The following is a 16574-nucleotide window of genomic DNA, read 5'->3' as shown; positions in this document are numbered from 1 at the left end:
ATGGGACGGAGGAGAGGCACGTTTCGGACAGCACGGTCAACACTAGGGCTCTCGCTAGAGAGCACCGACGAAGCTGATCGCACGGCCCCGGCCGGTGAGATTCGACAGCCCCCAGACGCCTTCGCAAAGGAGAGCCGGTCCCAGATGAGTGTGACGACGCAGGGTGCGGGCGGTCCTTCGGACGGTGGAGCCGCGCCCCGGATCTCCGTGGTGCCGCAGCCCGTGAGCGTACAGCCCGACGCCGGGGCCGCGTACGAACTCACCGCCGGCGACGCCGTGCACGCGACCGCCGGCTCCCGGGCCGCGCAGGACGCCGCCGGCTTCCTGGCGGAACTGCTCCGCACCCCGACCGGATTCCCGCTGCCGGTGCGGGAGGTGCCCGCCGGCGAGGAGGCGCCGGGCGGCGTCGCGCTGCTGCTCGACGAGGCGGACACCGCGACCGATCCGGGCAGCTACACGGTGGACGTCACCCCGCGCGGGGTGACGATCCGCGCCGGGGAACGCGAGGGCCTCTTCAACGGCGTCGCCACGCTGCGGCAGCTGCTGCCCGTGCGTATCGACAGCCCCGAGCGCGTCGAGGGGTGCCCGTGGCGGATACCCGGCGGACGCGTCATCGACCGGCCCCGGTACGTGTACCGCGGGGCGATGCTCGACGTGGCGCGCAACTTCATGCCCGCGGCCGACGTCAAGCGGTACATCGACTCCCTCGCCCGCTACAAGATCAACCACCTGCACCTGCACCTCACCGACGACCAGGGCTGGCGCATCGAGATCACCTCGCGGCCGGAGCTGACGGCGACCGGCGGCGGCAGCGGCGCGGGCGGCATCAGCAAGGGCCACTACACCCAGGACGAGTACCGGGACCTGGTCGCCCATGCCTGGTCGCGCGGCATCACGGTCGTCCCGGAGATCGAGGGCCCCAACCACGCGCACGCGGCGCTCGCCTCCTACGGCGAGCTGACCGAGGACGGCGCGGCGCCACCGCTGCACGTGGGTTACGGCCCGAGCCAGCAGGGCCTCGCGATCCAGGGGGAGGAGACCTACGCGCTCCTCGACGACGTGATCCGCGAGGTCGCGGCGATGACGCCGGGCCCCTACCTGCACGTCGGCGGCGACGAGACCGACAACCGCACGCCCGAGGACCTGGCCCACTACTTCGGGCGCGTCGCTCAGCTCGTCCGCAAGTACGGCAAGCAGCTGATCGGCTGGCAGGAGTCCGCAGCCCACCTGGAGCCGGCGGACACCGTCACCGAGTTCTGGGTGCAGGGCCGCAACGACGAGCAGCTGATCGCCGCGGCCGAAGGCGGGGCGAAGGTCATCGTCGCGCCCTGCGAGCACGCCTACCTCGACATGCGCTACGCGCCCGGCAAGCCCGAGTACCCCGTCGGCACCGACTGGGCGGGCACCGTGGACCTGCGCAAGTCCTACGCGTGGCAGCCGGAGGACCTGCTCGACGGGCTCCCCGCCAAGGCCGTGATGGGCGTGGAGGCGGCGCTGTGGACGGAGGTCGTCTTCGGTATCGACCAGGCCGAACTGCTGGCCTTCCCGCGGCTGCTGGCCGTGGCGGAGACCGGCTGGTCGCCCGCCGCCGCCAAGGACTGGGACGGCTTCGCCGAGCGGGTCGCGGCACAGGGCCCCCGGCTGCGGCAGGCCGGCGTCAACTACTACCGGACCCCCGAGGTCCGCTGGCCCTTCGGCAGCTGACAGCCGCCTCGGCCGTCCGCCGTCCGCCCCCTTCCGGTCGCGTGTCCCCATGCCACCGGAAGCGGGGCGGACGGCGGCTCTGCGGGGCGGACGGCCTGCCTGCCGACCAGGGGCTCCGGACCGGCTCACGGACGTGAGCCGGACGAAGTCTTAGGGACCTCCCCACTCCGTTCGCTCCGATACTCGGCGCATGTCGGTAAGGGTGAGTACGGAAACGCTGCAGGGGCTGACCGATGGTTGGCTCGCCGAGGACCTCGACGCGTGGACACGCCACGTTCTGAGGCGCCACTTCGATCCCGAGGGCGGTTCCGCCTACTGGCTCAAGAAGCGGGCCGAACTCGACTTCGACCCCCTGGAGATCGAGCGGTACGACGAGCTGTCCGCCTTCGACCACTTCGACCTGGCGATCCTCCGTGACTCCGACCCCGCCGACTTCGTGCCGCAGAGCGTGCCGCGTCCGCTGGCCGGACGGGTCTTTGAGTCGGGCGGCACCACGGGCAAGCCGTGCCGCGCCTTCTACACCGAGGCGATGGCGCAGCACTGGGCCGCGTGGCGGCACAAGGGCCGTCTGATGGCCGGGTTCCGGCCGGGCGGCGTGTGGATCGACGCCTGCCCCAGCGGACCGCACCTGGTCGGCGAGGAGGCCGACCACCTGGCCGACATGTACGGCTCGACGGTCTACTCCATCGACCTCGACCCGCGCTGGATCAAGACGCTCATCCGCGGCGGCCGTCTCGCGGAGATGCAGGAGTACGTCGACCACGTCGTCGAGCAGATCGTCGACATCCTGGACACCCGCCCGGTCGACTACCTGCGCACCACGCCGGCGACCGTGCAGGCCCTGATCAACCAGCGCCCCGAGCTGATGGCGAAGCTGTCCGGCGTCTACCTCGGCGGCACCCAGTTCACCCCCGACGCGTACCGGAAGTTCGCCGAGGCCATGCCGCACGGCGTCATCGGCATGACCTACGGCAACACCTTCGGCAACGCCAACGGCATGCCCTCGCCCGACGGCGGGGCCACGCTGCCGTACGTGCCGAACTTCCCGCACACCACCATGACGATCGTCGACCGCACCGACGAGTCCCGCGTCGTCGAGTACGGCGAGATCGGCCGGGTGCGGCTGATGGTCCTGCACGAGGACCTGTTCATGCCCAACGTCCTGGAGCGGGACCAGGCGATCCGCTTCGACACCGGGGACGACTGGCCGTGCGACGGCGTGGCCAACGTGCAGCCGCTCGTCGTGTCCGCCGACAAACCCGAGGGCCTGTACTGACGGCGGCCCGCCGCGCGTCCTTCCCCGGGCTCCCGCCCGGGGACGGCTCCGCGCCGCGGGCCCCGCACGTTCCGGCCGCCGGTGCCGCCCGGCGGCCGTTCCCGTATCACCTCGACACTCCTTCGAGAGGCATGGCGGAATGTTGCGCACCGAGTTGATCAGGCCGCTGCACGAGTTGCTCCGCGAACACGCCGACCGCCTCGGGACGAAGACCGCCTTCCGGGACGAGCACCGGGCGGTCGACTACGCCGCCCTCGAAGAACGCACCCGCCGGCTCGCCGGGCACCTCGCCGCGCTCGGCCTGGTCCGCGGCGCACGGGCCGGCGTCTGCCTCGGCAACCGCGTCGAGACCGTGGAGAGCTACCTGGCCGTCGCGCGGGCGAGCGCCGTCGGCGTGCCCCTCAACCCGCACGCCACCGACGAGGAACTGACCCACCTGCTCACCGACAGCGGGGCCGCCCTGCTCGTCACCGACCGGCCGCATCTGGAGCAGGTGCTGCGGCTGCTGCCGGACCACCCCGGACTGCGGGTCCTGGTCACCGGCGACGGCCCGCTGCCCGACGGCCTCGTGGGCTTCGACGCGCTGGCCGCCTCCGAGCCCCCGCAGCCCGCCCGCGACGACGCCGGCCTGGACGACCCGGCGTGGATGCTCTACACCTCCGGCACCACCGGCAGACCCAAGGGCGTGCTCTCCACCCACCGCAAGTCGCTGTGGGGGACGGCCGCCTGCTACGCGCCCGTCCTCGGGCTGAGCGAGGACGACCGGGTGCTGTGGCCGCTGCCGCTGACCCACATGGTCGCCCACAACCTCGGCGTGCTCGGCGTCGTCGCCGTCGGTGCCACCGCGCGCATCATGGAGGGCCTGGCCGTCGACGACGTCGTCACCGCGCTGCGCGAGGAACGCCTCACCTTCCTCTGCGGCGTACCGACGCTGTACCAGCAGATGCTGGACGTCGCCCGCGACGGCGGGCTGGACGCCCCGGATCTGCGGCTGTGCATGGTGGCCGGCTCGGCCTGCCCCACCCCGCTGCACCAGGAGTTCGAGGCCGCCACCGGCATGCGGCTGCTGGACAGCTACGGCAGTACCGAGACCGGCGGGCCCATCACCACCAACCTCCCCGGCGGCCCCTGGACGCCCGGCTCCTGCGGCCTGCCGGTCCCCGGCCTGACCGTGCGCCTGACCGACCCGCGCACCGGCACCGGAGTGCCGGACGGCGAGGAGGGCGAGATCTGGGTGGACAGCCCCGCCACCATGCTGGGCTACCACGGAAGACCCGAGGCCACCGCCGAGGTGCTGACCGACGGCTGGTACCGCACCGGCGACCTGGCCCGCGCAGACGGGAACGGCTACCTCTCCATCACCGGCCGCATCAAGGAACTCATCATCCGCGGCGGCGAGAACATCCACCCCCGCGAGGTCGAGGACGTCGTCGCTCAGGTGCCCGGGGTCGCCGAGGCCGCTGTCGTCGGCGCGCCCGACGAACTGCTCGGCGAGGTGCCGGTCGCCTTCGTGGTGACCGGGCCCGGAGGCGTCGACCCCGAGGCGCTGCTCGCCCACTGCCGCGACCGGCTGTCGTACTTCAAGGTCCCGACCGAGGTGTACGAGGTCGACGCCATCCCGCGCACCGCCATCGGCAAGATCCAGCGGCAGGCCCTGCTCGGCCTGCCCGCCCGGCAGGTGCACGGCAGGCCCGAGGCCGGCGCGGTGAGCAGCGAGGCGGCCGACGCGCACGCCCGCCGCCTCGCCGACGCGGCCCCCGAGGAACGCGGGCGCGTCCTGCTCGACCTGGTCCGGGCGGTGGCGTCCGAGGTGCTGGGCGTGGACGACGTCCGTACCGGCAGCGCCTTCAAGGACCTCGGCTTCGACTCGCTGACCGCCGTACGGCTGCGCGACCGGCTCTCCGGGGCGGTCGGCACCCGGCTGCCCGCGACACTCGCCTTCGACCACCCCACGCCCGCCGCGGTCGCCACCCACCTGACCACCCTGCTGTACGGGGACGACGCCCCCGGCGAGGAACCGGCCCCCGCCGCCCCCCGTCCCGCCGACGCCGACGACCCCGTGGCGATCGTCGCCGTCGGCTGCCGCTACCCCGGCGGCGTCGCCTCCGCCGAGGACCTGTGGCGCGTGGTCGCCGACGAGGCCGACGTCATGGGCGACTTCCCCACGGACCGCGGCTGGGACCTGGACGACCTCTTCGACGCCGACCCGGACCGCGCCGGCAAGTCGTACGCGCCCGCCGGCGGATTCCTCCACGACGCCGCCGACTTCGACGCCCCGCACTTCGGCATCAGCCCCCGCGAGGCCCTGGCCATGGACCCGCAGCAGCGGCTGCTGCTGGAGTGTTCCTGGGAGGCCTTCGAACGCGCCGGCATCGACCCGACGTCGCTGAAGGGCACCCGCACCGGCGTGTTCGCCGGCGTGATGTTCGGCGACTACGGCACGCGGCTGCACCAGCGGCTGCCGGACGGCGTCGAGGGCTACCTCGGCAACGGCAGCGCGGGCAGCGTCGCCTCCGGCCGTGTCGCCTACACCTACGGGCTGGAGGGCCCGGCCCTCACCGTCGACACCGCGTGCTCCTCCTCGCTGGTGGCGCTGCATCTGGCCGCCCGGTCCCTGCGGTCCGGCGAGTGCGACATGGCCCTGGCCGGCGGCGTGACCGTGATGGCCACGCCGTCGCCGTTCGTCGAGTTCAGCCGGCAGCGGGCGCTGTCCACGGCCGGCCGCTGCAAGGCCTTCTCCTCCACCGCGGACGGCACCGCCTTCGGCGAGGGTGCCGGGCTCCTGCTGCTGGAACGCCTGTCCGACGCCCGCCGCCTCGGTCACCCGGTGCTGGCCGTGATCCGCGGCAGCGCGGTCAACCAGGACGGCGCCTCCAACGGCCTCACCGCGCCCAACGGCCCGTCCCAGCAGCGCGTCATCCGGCAGGCGCTGGCCGACGCCGGGCTCGCCGCCGACGACGTCGACGCCGTCGAGGCGCACGGCACCGGCACCACCCTCGGCGACCCGATCGAGGCCCAGGCGGTGCTCGCGACGTACGGCCGGGGACGCGACGGCGAACGGCCGCTGTGGCTGGGTTCGCTGAAGTCCAACATCGGCCACACGCAGGCCGCCGCAGGCGTCGGCGGCGTCATCAAGATGGTCATGGCGATGCGCCACGGCCTGCTGCCCCGCACCCTGCACATCGACGAGCCCACGCCGCACGTCGACTGGTCGGCCGGAGCGGTGCGGGTGCTCGCCCAGGCGCTGCCCTGGCCCGACGAGGGCCGCCCGCGCCGCGCCGGCGTCTCCTCCTTCGGCGTCAGCGGCACCAACGCCCACCTGGTGCTGGAACAGGCCCCCGCCCGGCAGCCGGACGCACCCGACCGGGCGGCGAGCACGCCGCCGCTGCCGTGGGTGGTCTCCGCCCGCACCGAAGCCGCGCTGGAGGACCAGCTGGACCGGCTGCTCATCGCGACCACCGGTCACGACGAGCGGGAGGGCGGCGACATCGCCCGCACCCTGGCCACCGGCCGCGCCCACCTGGAGCACCGCGCGGCCGTCGTCGGGGGCGACTTCGCCCGGGCCCGCACCGGGCGCGCGCTGGACGGCGGCCTGGCCGTGCTGTTCACCGGGCAGGGCGCGCAGCGCGCCGGGATGGGCAGCGAACTCCACGCGCACTACCCGGTGTTCGCCGACGCGTTCGACGAGGTGTGCGCCGCGCTCGACCGCGAGCTGGACCGTCCGCTGCGCCAGGTCGTCCTGGACCAGCCGGCGCTGCTGCACCGCACCGCCTGGACCCAGCCCGCGCTGTTCGCCGTGGAGACCGCCCTGTTCCGGCTGTACGCCTCCTGGGGGCTCCGCCCGGACGCCGTCTGCGGCCACTCGGTGGGGGAACTGACCGCCGCCCACGTCGCCGGGGTGCTCTCCCTCGAGGACGCCGCCGTCCTGGTCACCGAACGCGGACGGCTGATGCAGGAGCTGCCCGAGGGCGGCACCATGGTCTCGCTGCGGGCCTCCGAGGAGGAGGTGCGGCCGCTGCTCACCGACGGCGTCGACATCGCGGCCGTCAACGGCCCCGAGTCCGTGGTCGTCTCCGGGCTGGAGGACGACGTGCTGCGCGTCACCGGGCACATCGCGGTGACCGGCCGGCCGGTCAAGCGCCTCCAGGTCTCGCACGCCTTCCACTCGGTGCTGATGGAACCGATGCTGGCCGACTTCAGCAAGGTCGCCGACAGCCTCACCTACCACCGTCCGCGCATCCCCGTGGTCTCCAACCTCACCGGCCGGCTCGCCGACCCCGACGAGATCCGCACCGTCGACTACTGGGTGCGGCACGTCCGCGAGGAGGTCCGGTTCGCCGACGGCATCCGCGCCCTGTACGACTCCGGCGTGCGCACCTTCCTCGAACTCGGCCCCGACGGCGTGCTCACCGCCATGGCCGAGGACTGCCTCGCCGGGTACGCCTCCCCGGGGGAGACCGCCTGCGTCGCGGCGCAGCGCCGCACGCTGCCCGAGGCCGACGCCACCGCCGAAGCGCTCGCCCGGCTGCACACCGTCGGCGCGGACGTCGACTGGTCCGCCCTCTTCGCCGGCACCGGCGCCCGTCCCACCGACCTGCCCACCTACCCGTTCCAGCGGCAGACCTACTGGCTCCAGCCCGCGTCCACCGCCCAGGACCCGGTGGCGCTCGGCCAGCGGCCGGCCTCCCACGCGCTGCTCGGCGCCACCGTACGGCTCGCGGAGACCGACGAGGTGCTGCTCACCGGCAGGCTCTCCGTCCGCGAGCAGCCCTGGCTCACCGACCACGTCATCGGCGGCACCGCACTCTTCCCCGGCACCGGCTTCGTCGAGCTCGCGATCCGGGCCGGGGACGAGGTCGGCTGCACCGTGCTGGACGAACTCGTCGTAGAAGCACCGCTGCCGCTCCCCGAACACGGCGACGTGCGCCTCCAGGTGCGCGTCGGCGAACCGGACGCCTCCGGCCGCCGGCCGGTGGACGTGCACGCCGCCACCGACGACGGCGCCCCCGAGGCCGACACCGTCTGGACCCGCCACGCTGGCGGCCACCTCACCGCCGCCCCGGCGGCCGGCGGCCCCGCGCCGAGGCCCGAGCTGAGCGCCTGGCCGCCGGCCGGTGCCGAAGCCGTGCCGCTGGACGGCGTCTACGACCGGCTGGCCGAGGGCGGCCACGGCTACGGGACCGCCTTCCAGGGGCTGCGGGCCCTGTGGCGCAGCGACGACGCCCTGCTCGCCGAGGTCGAGATCCCCGGCGACACCGACGGGTTCGGCATCCACCCCGCACTGCTGGACGCGGCGCTGCACGCCGACGTCGTCAACGGCGCCGCCACCCGCGAGGCGGGCGAGATGCGGCTGCCGTTCTCCTGGCACGAGGTCCGCCTCTTCGCCTCCGGCGCCACCCGGCTGCGGGTGCTGCTGCGCCCCGGGCCGGACGGCGAACTCGCCGTGCACGCCGCCGACGACACCGGCGCCCCCGTGGTGGAGATCGCCGCGCTGCGCACGAGGCCCGTGACCCGCGCCGGGGCCACTCCCGGCGCGGCCGTGCGGGACGCGCTCTTCCGTGTCGACTGGTCGCCCGTCCCGGCCCCCACGACGGTCCCCGGCCGCCGCTGGGCCGTGCTGAACGGCACCGGTCCCGCCCCCGGCGCGGCCGGCGCCCTGGTTCCGTCCTACCGGGACGCCGCCGCGCTGAGCGCCGCCGTGGGCGGCGGCGCGCCGAGCCCCGACCTGGTGCTGGTGCCCTGCGCCAAGCCGGAGGACGCCCCCGACCTGCCGCCCGCCGAGGCCGTACGGCACACGGTGGCGCTGGTGCTGCGACGGCTGCAGGAATGGCTCGCCGACGACCGGCTGGCGTCCACCCGGCTGGTGATCGCCACCCGCGGCGCCGTCGCCGCTCCGGCCGCCCCCGGCACGCCCGGCACGGTCACCGACCTGGTGCACGCGGCGGTCTGGGGCCTGGCCCGCTCCGCCCAGACCGAGCACCCCGGCCGGATCGTGCTCGCCGACCTCGACCCGTCCTCACCGGACCGCACCGGCGCCGCGGACTGGCGCGCGCTGGCCGCCGCCGTGGAGTCCGGCGAGGAGCAGTTCGCGCTGCGCGGCGACGCGGTGCTGGTGCCGCGTCTGGCCCGCACCCCCGCTCCCGCGCCCGACGGCGAGGTGCGGCCGCTCGACCCCGAGGGCGTCGTGCTCCTCACCGGCGGCACCGGCGCGCTCGGCCGCACCTTCGCCCGCCACCTGGTGGCCGAACGCGGCGCCCGGCACCTGCTGCTGGCCAGCCGCAGAGGGGCACAGGCCCCCGGCGCCGAGGCCCTGGCCGCCGAACTGGCCGAGCTGGGCGCCGAGGTGCGGACGGCCTCCTGCGACGCCGGCGACCCGGACGCGCTGGCCGCGCTGCTGGCCGGACTCCACCGCCCGCTCACCGCCGTCGTGCACACCGCGGGCGTCCTGGACGACGGCGTCGTGGAGGCCCTCGACCCCCGGCGCCTGGACCGGGTGCTGCGGCCCAAGGCCGAGGCCGCGCTCCACCTGCACCGGCTCACCCGGGAACACGACCTGGCCGAGTTCACCGTCTTCTCCTCCGTCGCGGGCGTCCTCGGCGGCCCCGGACAGGCCAACTACGCCGCGGCCAACGCCTTCCTCGACGCCCTGATGCACCACCGCCGCGCCCAGGGCCTGCCCGGCACCTCGCTCGCCTGGGGCCTGTGGGAACCGCAGGGCGACGACTCCGGCGCCACCGGCATGGCGGCCGACCTCACCGCCGCCGACCGTCAACGGATGTCCCGCGACGGCATGCGCCCGCTCTCCGCACACGAGGGCCTGGCGCTGTACGACGCCGCCCGGGCGCGCGGGGAGGCGCTGCTCGTCCCGGCACGGCTGGACCTGGCCGCGCTGCGCGCCGGCACGACGCCCCTGCCCGCCCTGCTGCGCGGCCTGGTCCGTCCGGCCCGCCGCACCGCCGCGGCCGCCGCCCCGGCACCCGACGTGCGGCAGCACCTCGCCGCGCTTCCCCCGGCCGAACGGGACGCCGCGCTGCGCGAGCTGGTGCGCACCGAGGTCGCCGCCGTGCTCGGCTTCGCCGGCCCGGAGGACGTCACCGCCGAGCAGAGCCTCGGCGAGTCGGGGTTCGACTCGCTGACCGCCGTCGAGCTGCGCAACCGGCTGGGCGCCGCCACCGGCCTGCGGCTGTCGACCACCCTGGTCTTCGACCACCCCACCCCGGCCGCGCTCGCCTCCCACCTGGGCGAACGCCTCGCCGCAGGGCAGGCCGCGCCCGCGGGCACCTCCGCGCCCGCCGATCCGCCCGCACCCGCGGGTCCGCCGTCCCCCGGCGCCGCGCCCACGAGGGAACCCCAGTCGCCGGACGCGCCCGTCCCCGCCGACTCGCTCTTCGCCCTGCTGGGCGACGGCGCCGAACACACCCTGAGCGCACTGTTCCGCCGGGCCTGCCTCGACGGGCGCTCCCAGGCCGGATTCGCCTTCCTGCACAGTGCCGCCGGACTGCGCCCCGCGTACACCACGCCCGGGGACTTCGGGCGGGCGTTCCAGGCCACCCGTCTCGCCCCCGGCGGCGACACCGCACGGCCGACCCTGGTCTGCCTCAGCTCGTACGTGGCGCTGGGCGGCGTGCACGAGTACGCCCGCCTCGCCGCGCAGTTCCGCGGCGAACGCGCCGTGCGCGCCCTGGCCAACCCCGGCTTCGACGCCGACGACCCGCTGCCGAAGTCCGCCGACGCCGTCGTCGGCCTGCTCGCCGAAACGGCGCTGCGGGCCGCCGAGGACGGCCCGTTCGTCCTCGTGGGCTCCTCCTCCGGCGGCGTCCTCGCCCACACCGTCGCCGCCCGCCTGGCCGGAGAGGGCAAGGCCCCCGAGGCGGTCGTCCTGCTCGACACCTATCCGCCGACCCCGGTCGACTCGCCGCTGAACCACTTCCTGGACGCCCTGGTCGACGGCATGTACCGGCGCCAGGAGGACGGCGTCGCCCGCATGGACTTCGCCCGGCTCACCGCCATGGGCCGCTACTTCGACCTGTTCGCCGACTGGACGCAGCCGTCGCTCGACGTACCGCAGCTCCTGCTGCGGGCCTCCGAGTCGCTGCTCCCCGACGCCGGGGACGACGGGTGGCGCACGAGCTGGTCGGCCGCCGGCACCGTGCTCGACGTGCCCGGCGACCACTTCACGCTGATGGAGGCGCACGCCGACACCACGGCCGACGCCGTACGCGGCTGGCTGTCCCGGCTCGGCGCCTGACCCGTCCGCCGACCGGCCTCTCCGCGGGGGACCGGCGCACGCGAAGGGCGCCCGGCGACCGCACCGGTCGCCGGGCGCCCTTCGCCCTGCGGGCCTCAGCCGCGGCGGAGGCGGACGCCGTGCTCGAAGACGGCCGCGACGGCCTGCGACACCGCCTGCGGACGGTCCACAAACACCACCGGGAACGGGTACTGCAGCGCGTTCATCACCGGGGAGGGGCCGATGACCAGGCCGAGCTGCGCCCGGTGGTCCTTCATCCCCTGTGTCAGGTCCACCACGCTGATCGGCGCCGAGACGTTGTCCACGAACATCGCGCAGACCTCGTCCGCCCGCGTCAGGGTCCTCTGCTCCAGGCAGGAGCAGAGCGTCAGCGCGGGGTCCTTGAACGGGACCCGCTCGATGCGTGCCCGGCTCGCCTCGCGAGCGGCCGCCCGCAGCGGGCTGTGCACCGCGAGGTCGGCGCCCTCGGTGACGTTGACGACCCCTTCCGGCTCGCCCGCGGCCAGCTTCTCCAGCGCGTCGCGGTAGCCGGCGAGCAGCACGATGCGGATCTTCCCGCCGGCGTCGCACCCGAAGTCCGCGGCCTTCCAGACACCCTCGCGCTGCTCGCCGTAGTAGTGGTCCGGGTCGTGGTCCAGGGCCAGGTACGCGGCGGCGATGCCCTCGGGACGGCCGCCGCCCGTCTCCTCGTCCTGCGGCCTGTGCTCGCCCCGGGTCAGCAGCTCCATCAGGTCGCGCCGCTCGATCGCGCCGGCGACGCAGCTGCCGACCAGGCCGCCCAGGCTGAGGCCGCCGGTCATCTCCGGGCGCAGCCCCTTCTTCATCAGCACGTCCTGGATGCCGAGCTGCGCCGCGGCCAGGCCGACGGAGACGACCTGGATGCGCTCCCCGTCGTCGGCGTACTCGCCGTTCTGCTTCAGCAGCGGCTCCACGTCGATGCCGGTCCACTCCGACGCCTGCCGGAAGGACTCGCGCACCTCCTCGTGTGCGTCGTAGAACTCGATGACCCCGTCCGGCTGGTACTGGAACAGGTTCGTACCGAAGATGGACGCGAGAGCCACGGGTCACCTCGAAGAAGGTCGGAGCAGGAAAGCGGGGGCGCGGAGTTCCTGATGCTAGGCGCGTGATTCGAGTGAGTCTCCTAGGGCCTGGACGGCGCCCCCGGTGCGTCGTGCCCGGCTCGGGAGCCGCTGGTTACAGTGCCGGGCATGGGCCACGGTTACCTGGTGTCGGCTGTGATCGACGGATGCTTCGCCTTCTTCGCCCTCGTCCCGATCCGCAGGCCCCTGCCGCTCAGCGGGGTCGGCTACTACTTCGGCCTCGTCTTCAACGAACTCCCCTTCGTCGCCTCCTGGCTGATCGCCGCGTCCGCGCTGCCCAGGGCGGTGCGCGGCGACCTGGACACCCCCGCCGAGTGGGTCGCCTTCGGCGTCGCCATGCTGGCGGCCCTGGGATTCGTGGTGGTCGCGGTGCGGGCGCTGCCCGCCCCGGGGGCCGTGCGGGACGCGCTGGCCGACGGCCTGGGGGAGGAGTGGCGCCGGTCGCTGCCGCCCGGGGCCGCGGCGGCGCTGCGGCGCCGGACGCCGTGGGCGCGGATCGCGCTGTGGCCCTTCCCGTTCCTGGGACGCGGGTGGCGCGTGCAGCGGATCGCGGACGTCGCGTACGGGCCGGCGGGCCGCCGGAACACGCTCGACCTCTACCGCAGGCGGGGCGGAACGTCGGACGCCCCCGTCTTCGTCTACCTGCACGGCGGCCGTTTCGTCAGCGGGAGGAAGAACCGCGAGGCGCTGCCGCTGCTGCACCGGCTCGCCCGGCAGGGCTGGGTGTGCGTCAGCGCCAACTACCGGCTGAGCCCCCCGGCGGTCTGGCCCGACCACCTGGTCGACGTCAAGAAGGTCCTCGCATGGGTGCGGCGGCACGGGGCGGAGTTCGGCGCGGACCCGTCGACGGTGTTCGTCGGGGGAAGCTCGGCGGGCGGCCACCTGGCGGCGTGCGCCGGCCTCACCCCGAACGATCCGGCGTACCAGCCCGGCTTCGAGTCGGCGGACACCTCCGTCACCGCGGTGGTCTCGCTGTACGGGTGGTACGGGAACGTGAACGCGGGGGAGCGGGTGCCGTCGTCGCCGCACGGCGTGCTGCGGGAGGACGCGCCGCCGTTCTTCGTCACGCACGGCGACAAGGACCCGCTGGTGCACGTGGACGGGGCGCGGCAGTTCGTGCGGCGGCTCCGGGAGGTCTCCCGCAACCCGGTGGTGTACGCGGAGCTGCCCGGGGCGCACCACGTGTACGACCTGTTCCACTCGATCCGCTCCGAGGCCGTCGTCGACGGCGTCGAGGCGTTCGCGGCATGGGTGCGGGCGACGTCCGCCACCCGCACCGACTGAACTCCGGGCGCGCCGCGGTCCCGAAGACGCGGGACGCCCCGGCCGTCGGCTACCGGGCCGCCGTGTGGGCGCGCACCATCCGGACGACTTCGTCGCCCGCCCAGACCGAGTGGTCGAGCTTCCCCGAGAAGACCGTGATGTAGCCGGGGCCGGGGGACTCGACCATCGACGGCCGGGCGTCGGTGTCGTCACGACGCGCCAGCACCACCCGGGGGCCGTGCAGCACGTCGTGCAGCCGGGCCGTGCGCAGGGACGGGACGAAGCGTGTCGCTCCCTCCAGCACCCGGCCGAACCTGGCCTCCAGACCGGTGCGGTCGAGCGTGCCGAAGTCCGGGTCGCGCCACGCGGACGGGGCGAGGTCGGCGGTGACGCGTTCCAGCACGCTGTGCTCGACGTGGTAGAGCAGGAACTTCCCGGAGCGGCCGAACGGCAGCAGCGTGGTGAACTTCCCGTCCATGACGGTGACGCCCACCGGCGGGTGGTCCCAGTCGACGACGAACACCGCCGTGTACTCGTACTGCCGGTCCGGCGCCGGCAGGCCGAGCTGCCGGGTGAGCCGGTTGGTGTCGGAGAAGGTGCAGTTGACCACCGCGTCGAACACGCCGGCGACGCCGTCGGCGGTGCGCACGGCGAACTGCTCCCCGCGGGCCTCGACGGCTTCCACGTCCGTGCCGAAACGCACGGTCGCCGGCGACGCGTCGAGCCGCCGGACGAGCATGTCGCGGAGGTGCGCGCAGTCGATGACGGCTTCCTCGGTGAGCATCCCCAGCGAGACGCCGGTCACCGGCGGGCTGTAGCGCGCCGGTTCGACCAGTTCGTAGGTCAGGCCCACCCCGTCACAGAAGTCCAGGTACTCCTGCGGCGTCACCGCAGAGTCCTCCTCGGCGACGAAGTAGCCGTTGGGGAAGTCCGTCACGACGCACTCGGAGAACTCCTTGCGGAACCTCTCGTAGCCGCGGATGCACTGCTCCGCGGTGGTCCGGTCGCGCGGGTAGTGGAAGCCCAGGTGCAGGCGGTTCTGGTTGTTGAACGACGCCTGGGCGAGCGGCTGCCGGTTCCGCTCGAAGACCGTGACCCGGTAGCCCTCCTCGGCCAGCCGGAGCGCCGCGACGGCGCCGAACACCCCGCAGCCGACGACGGCCACACCACCCGCTTCAGACATGAGCGCCTCCGTTGACCCCGATGATCTGTCCGTTCAGGCCGGCCCAGGCCGGGTCGCAGAGGCCCGCGATCACTCCGGCGACCTCCTGAGCGGTCACCAGCCGGCCGGTCGGCGTGCGCTCGCGGTGCACCGAGCGGCGCTCCGGCGCCATGTCCCGGTACATCGTGCTGTCCTCGATCAGCGCGGGCGAGACGGCGTTCACCCGGATCCGCGGCGCCAGCCAGGTGGCCAGCGACTTGACCAGGCCGATCACGGCCGCCTTGGAGGCGGCGTAGACCGGGTCGAAGCTTCCCCGCTCGCCCGAGACGGAGGCCGTCATGACGACCTGGCCGCCGTCGCCCATCAGCGGCAGCAGGCGGCGCAGCAGCGCGGCCTGCGCCCCGACGTTCACCGTCAGCACGTCGGCGATCTGCTCGTCGGAGTAGGCGTCCAGCGAATCCCCGGGAAGGATTCCGGCGAGGAACACCACGACGTCCAGCCGCGCGACGCGTTCGGCGCAGGCAGCGGCGGCGGCGTCCAGCGACGCCGGGTCGCGCAGGTCCAGCGCGAGAGTCCGGTCCGGGGCCAGCCCCGGCACCACCCCCGTGCGCCCGGTTCCGTGGACGTGGTCGCCCCGCTGTGCGAAGGCGTCGACCACCGCGGCGCCGATCGAGGAACTCGCCCCGACGACGAGCGTGTTGCGGGGAAGGTCGTGGGGGAGGGGGGTCATGCTTCCTCGGCGAACGACGCGATGGTCCTCTTCAGCCCGTCGGCGAGCGGGACGCGGGGCTCCCAGCCCAGCACCCGGCGTGCCTTGGCGATGTCCGGCCGGCGGCGTTGCGGGTCGTCCGGGTGGGCCTCGACGAAGGAGACGGAGGAGGTGCTGCCGGTCAGTTCGAGTACGTGCTCGGCCAGTTCCCGCACGGTGATCTCCTGCGGGTTGCCGATGTTGACCGGGCCGGTCTCGCCGCTGCGGGCGAGGGCGAGGATGCCCTGCACGGTGTCCTCGACGTAGCACAGCGACCGGGTCTGGGAGCCGTCCCCCATGACCGGCAGCGGCTCGCCGGCGAGTGCCTGCTTGATGAAGGTGGGCACCACGCGCCCGTCGTCGCCGCGCATGTCCGGTCCGTAGGAGTTGAACAGCCGCGCGATCGCGGCGTCCACCTGGTACTCCTGCCGGAACGCCATGGTCATCGCCTCGGAGAAGCGCTTCGACTCGTCGTAGCAGGCGCGCGGCCCGACCGGGTTGACGTTCCCCCAGTACTCCTCGCGCTGCGGGTGCTCCAGCGGGTTGCCGTAGACCTCGGAGGTCGAGGTGATCACGAACCGGGCCTGCTTCTCACGCGCCAGCTCCAGCGTGTGGAAGGTGCCGTGTCCGCCGGCGCGGAGCGTCGCCACCGGCATGCCGAAGTAGTCGACCGGCGAGGCCGGGCACGCGAGGTGCAGGACGCAGTCGACGTCGCCCGCGACCTGGAACGGCTCGACGATGTCCGCCTCGAGAAAGGTGAAGCGGGAATTCTCCCTCAGGTCGGCGATGTTCTTCAGCCGCCCGGTGCTCAGATTGTCGACGCAGGTGACGGATTCCCCGGATTCGATCAGGGTCCGGCACAGATGGGAGCCGACGAATCCCGCGCCGCCCGTGACGACGGTGTGCTGCGCCGTCCGCCCCGTCTCCTTCTCGGGTGGAATGGCATGACTCATCGTCGACTCCCTGCGGGCTCACTTGCGAATTCCGGAGCATGCACCCAGGGGGAACGGGGGCATCCCAGAGGAGACTGGAGCCAGGATCATAAAAGTGGATCGGCTAGTGAATGTCATAGA

The 16574-nt window shown here is 74.2% G+C and carries 8 protein-coding genes; 4 read left to right on the top strand and 4 right to left on the bottom strand.

The genetic code is table 11. The features are described from left to right. From RM572_RS02815 to RM572_RS02805, 3 genes are all read left to right on the top strand, one after another. Positions 1-1704, top strand: coding sequence for a beta-N-acetylhexosaminidase (locus RM572_RS02815; RefSeq protein WP_311671635.1), 1704 nt, complete (start codon positions 1-3; stop codon positions 1702-1704). 190 nt (positions 1705-1894) lie between these two features. After that, positions 1895-2980 carry an arylcarboxylate reductase gene (locus RM572_RS02810; protein ID WP_311671634.1) on the top strand — a complete coding sequence of 362 codons (1086 nt, stop codon included), beginning with the start codon at positions 1895-1897 and terminating at the stop codon, positions 2978-2980. A gap of 139 nt (positions 2981-3119) precedes the next feature. Then, complete coding sequence (locus RM572_RS02805; protein WP_311671633.1) at positions 3120-11228, top strand: type I polyketide synthase; 8109 nt, start codon at positions 3120-3122, stop codon at positions 11226-11228. Positions 11229-11323: 95 nt separating this feature from the next. On the opposite strand, the gene RM572_RS02800 is transcribed toward RM572_RS02805, so the two are convergent. Next, a complete protein-coding gene (locus RM572_RS02800; RefSeq protein WP_311671632.1) occupies positions 11324-12289 on the bottom strand; it encodes an ACP S-malonyltransferase in 966 nt (321 codons plus the stop codon). A gap of 147 nt (positions 12290-12436) precedes the next feature. On the opposite strand from RM572_RS02800, the gene RM572_RS02795 reads away from it, so the two are divergent. Then, positions 12437-13612: an alpha/beta hydrolase gene (locus tag RM572_RS02795; protein WP_311671631.1), complete on the top strand. Its 1176-nt coding sequence runs from the start codon at positions 12437-12439 to the stop codon at positions 13610-13612. Between the two features lie 49 nt (positions 13613-13661). On the opposite strand, the gene RM572_RS02790 is transcribed toward RM572_RS02795, so the two are convergent. Genes RM572_RS02790 through RM572_RS02780 form a run of 3 tightly spaced genes read right to left on the bottom strand, consistent with a single transcriptional unit; the run spans position 13662 to position 16454 of the window. Beyond that, entirely contained in the window at positions 13662-14774 is a 1113-nt protein-coding gene (locus tag RM572_RS02790; protein ID WP_311671630.1) for an FAD-dependent oxidoreductase, read from the bottom strand. Further along, positions 14767-15483 (bottom strand): SDR family NAD(P)-dependent oxidoreductase, encoded by a 717-nt coding sequence (locus RM572_RS02785; protein ID WP_311671629.1) that lies wholly within the window; start codon positions 15481-15483, stop codon positions 14767-14769. Before RM572_RS02785 ends, RM572_RS02790 begins: the two co-directional genes overlap by 8 nt. Then, positions 15480-16454 carry a UDP-glucuronic acid decarboxylase family protein gene (locus RM572_RS02780; protein WP_136184081.1) on the bottom strand — a complete coding sequence of 325 codons (975 nt, stop codon included), beginning with the start codon at positions 16452-16454 and terminating at the stop codon, positions 15480-15482. The genes RM572_RS02785 and RM572_RS02780 overlap by 4 nt, the downstream gene beginning before the upstream one ends. Positions 16455-16574 lie beyond the last annotated feature (120 nt).

This window comes from Streptomyces hazeniae (assembly GCF_031845485.1).
Classification (GTDB): Bacteria; Actinomycetota; Actinomycetes; order Streptomycetales; family Streptomycetaceae; genus Streptomyces; species Streptomyces hazeniae.
The sequence above is the reverse complement of the archived record's forward strand: the minus strand, read 5'-3'. Positions and strand labels throughout refer to the sequence as shown.

Excerpts from the sequence above, each read along its gene's own strand:
- RM572_RS02785 (WP_311671629.1), bottom strand. The coding sequence starts at position 15,483 with ATGACCCCCCTCCCCCACGACCTTCCCCGCAACACGCTCGTCGTCGGG.
- RM572_RS02795 (WP_311671631.1), top strand. The coding sequence starts at position 12,437 with ATGGGCCACGGTTACCTGGTGTCGGCTGTGATCGACGGATGCTTCGCC.
- RM572_RS02815 (WP_311671635.1), top strand. The coding sequence starts at position 1 with ATGGGACGGAGGAGAGGCACGTTTCGGACAGCACGGTCAACACTAGGG.
- RM572_RS02790 (WP_311671630.1), bottom strand. The coding sequence starts at position 14,774 with ATGTCTGAAGCGGGTGGTGTGGCCGTCGTCGGCTGCGGGGTGTTCGGC.
- RM572_RS02805 (WP_311671633.1), top strand. The coding sequence starts at position 3,120 with ATGTTGCGCACCGAGTTGATCAGGCCGCTGCACGAGTTGCTCCGCGAA.
- RM572_RS02810 (WP_311671634.1), top strand. The coding sequence starts at position 1,895 with ATGTCGGTAAGGGTGAGTACGGAAACGCTGCAGGGGCTGACCGATGGT.
- RM572_RS02780 (WP_136184081.1), bottom strand. The coding sequence starts at position 16,454 with ATGAGTCATGCCATTCCACCCGAGAAGGAGACGGGGCGGACGGCGCAG.